The organism is Paenibacillus algorifonticola, from assembly GCF_050481745.1.
Classification (GTDB): domain Bacteria; phylum Bacillota; class Bacilli; order Paenibacillales; family Paenibacillaceae; genus Pristimantibacillus; species Pristimantibacillus algorifonticola_A.
The window spans coordinates 1-3,041 of the sequence record NZ_JBCNGR010000105.1 but is presented as its reverse complement, the minus strand read 5'-3'; the positions used below and the strand labels follow the sequence as shown (position 1 = coordinate 3,041).

Here is a 3,041-nt window from a genome sequence, read left to right as displayed (position 1 = left end):
GTCAGCAAGCTGCAGCAGTACATGCGGGAGGATGAAGAGGAGCTGGATGCAGCAGGCACAGAAGCTTTAGAGCATCTTGCGTACGACCGCGAGATGTCGCAAGTGTTGCAGCAGGTAAGTGCTGGCGCCAGCTTGGAGGAGGATACGAAGCGGCTGTTGGAGGAACTGGGTCAGGGCACACTTTCTATTGAGCAAGCGATTGACCAGTTGACAAAAACCGGCAAAGACAGCAGCGAAGCAAGGAAAAAGTAATTGGCGCAGCAACTTTGGACGCCCGGAGGGTAAAAGGCTATGGATAAGCTTTACCACTATATTCTCAAGAGAGCTACCGAAGGAAAAATAGAAAAAGAAGATGCCATCCGCATGGTCACGCTGCTTAGGCAGGCGCAGGCAGAGCAAGAGGAGAGCCGCAAGGAGGACATCGCCATTATCGGGATGGCCTCCCATATTGCGGGTACTGACTCCTCAGAGGAGTTCTGGCGGCAAATCGCCTCAGGCGTTGATTTAGTAGGAGCTTTTCCGAAAGAGAGAAGCGTTGACATTGACGGCTACCTGACCAATATGCTGGATGAAATGGGCTGGGAATTAAAATATTCGCCGGGCGCGTACATGCACGATATAGCATCCTTCGACTACAGCTTTTTCCGCATTACGCCGAATGAGGCCGCTCTGATGGATCCTTCCCAGCGCATCTTTTTGCAAACGGCCTGGGAAGCGATTGAGGATGCTGGCTATGGCGGGAATAAGCTTGTCGGGAGTCATACAGGCGTATACGTCGGCTACTCCAGCAGTTCGAGCTATCATTCCATGATACTGGAAACCGAACCGGAATCAGCGGCAACGGCATTAACAGGCAACATTGCTGCCATGCTTCCGACGAGAATTTCCTACATGCTTGATTTGAAGGGGCCGACGCTCATTTTGGATACGGCCTGCTCCTCCTCGTCGGTTGCGATTCATCTAGCCAGCAAAGCTATTCATAACGGCGATTGCAAAATGGCGATTGCAGGCGGCATTAGGCTTAATCTACTGCCCATAGATAACTCAGGCCTGAAGCTGGGAGTTGAAGCGGTGGACGGACGGACGCGGACGTTTGACGCAGAAGCCGAGGGTGCTGGCTGGGGAGAAGGCAGCGCAGCTGTTTTGCTAAAGCCGCTAAGCCAGGCCGTTAAGGATGGGGACCGGATATATGCTGTTATAAAAGGGAGTGCCATTAACCAGGACGGCACTTCCATCGGTATAACCGCTCCCAATTCGGCTGCCCAGGCTGAGGTGCTGCTTAAGGCGTGGCAGGACGCAGGCATCGATCCAGAGACGTTGTCTTACATTGAAGTGCATGGAACAGCAACGAGGCTTGGCGATCCGCTCGAAATTGAAGGGCTGTACAGAGCGTTCCGAAAGCATACAAACCGCAAGCAATTTTGCGCAGTAAGCACCGTTAAGACGAATGTGGGTCACTTGTACGAATGCGCCGGCATTGCCGGTGTCATCAAAGCCGCTATGTCGTTAAAGCATCGCAAAATACCGGCTACGGCTCACTTTAACCGCCCTAATGCAACGATTGGCTTTAGCGATTCGCCAGTCTATGTCAACACCCAATTGCGGGAGTGGGAGGCTGGGGAGCATCCACGCAGAGCGGGCATCAGCGCCTTCGGCCTGAGTGGAACCAATTGCCATATCGTGCTGGAGGAGTATGCTCCACCGCAGCAGTCGGAGCACGCAGACGATGTATACGCCGGGCTGCCTCATATCCTTGCAATATCGGCCAAAAGCATAGCGCCACTGCTTGGAATCGTAAATGGCTACGAGCAGTACTTAAACCGGGAAGCACCGCAAATCCCGCTGCGGGATTTGTGCTATACGGCTAACACCGGGAGGGGGCATTATGCGCACCGCATTGCCATCATTTTCGAGGATGCCGCCGACCTAATGCGCAAAGTCGCTCTGTTAGCAGGCCATTCCTTTGAAGAAACCATTCACGATGATATCCGCTACGGCAGGCATAAGGTCGTCTCCGGCAATAAGCAGGTACTGGGTGAAAATGAAATTAAAAAGCCGGAGCATGCGGAGCTGACCCGCACCGCTTCCGAGAAGGTCCGGCAATTTATCGGCACCGGAAAAATGGACAAGCAGCTGCTTCGTGACATTGGCAACCTTTATGTACGCGGCGCGGATGTCAATTGGGAGGAGCTGTATCAAGGCGAAGCCCGCTGCAAAACATATGCGCCAACCTACGCTTTTGAGAAGCAGCGCTGCTGGCTTGAGCTCAATATGCCGCAGCGAGGCGACAAGGATGGTGCTGAAGCTACGCTGCATTACGCCATGCAGTGGCGCAAGTGCGGCAGAAGCCCCGAACCATCCGGTATTGACGGAGCAGCCATCATATTTATGGATCAGGCGGGAGTCGGACAGACCATTGCTGCATCCTTGCGGGAAAGCGGCAGGCTTGTTATCGAGGTGAAGCTTGCTGAGGATGATGGGCCCTTTGGCTGCACAGCAAATTCTAGCGGCGAAGGCTACCAAATTGATGGTTCCAAGGCAAGCTATCTTCAGCTTATGCAAGCTATGAAGGATATGCCGTTTGGCCAAATCATTCATCTATTGGCGCTGGACGCACAGGACGTCAGCGATTCGCTGGAGACGCTTAAGCGGCGGCAGGCAAGCGGTGCCTACAGTCTGTTTTATTTGACAAAAGCGCTTGTGCAGGCGGAAATTCAGCAGCCGCTTGCGCTGCATATCCTCACTAGAAATGCTGTAGAAGCTACCGGCGCAGAGAAGCTGCTTATACCCGATCATGCTCCTGTATACGGCATGGGCAAGGTTATGGCCAAGGAACTCTCAAATGTGTCATGCAAATATATGGATATAGAGGAATCGGTTCCGCTCGAGCAGCTAATCGGAGAGCTTCAGGCCAATGACGTGTATGGTGTCGCGCTTCGAAACGGTGACAGATATACGGAAATGTTTGCTGAGCTTCGGGACGAACAGTTAGAAACCAGCCGCCGCTTGGAATTGCAGGAACAAGGGGTATACCTGATTAC

2 protein-coding genes are annotated in these 3,041 nt (G+C 53.1%); both read left to right on the top strand.

Annotated features, from left to right (window positions below):
- Nucleotides 1-252: hypothetical protein (locus ABEW34_RS31915; RefSeq protein ID WP_430165912.1), on the top strand; the 252-nt coding region annotated here is incomplete at its 5' end.
- Nucleotides 253-291: 39 nt separating this feature from the next.
- Nucleotides 292-3,041, top strand: a 2,750-nt coding sequence (locus ABEW34_RS31910) for a beta-ketoacyl synthase N-terminal-like domain-containing protein (RefSeq protein ID WP_430165909.1), incomplete at its 3' end; no start/stop codon positions are given.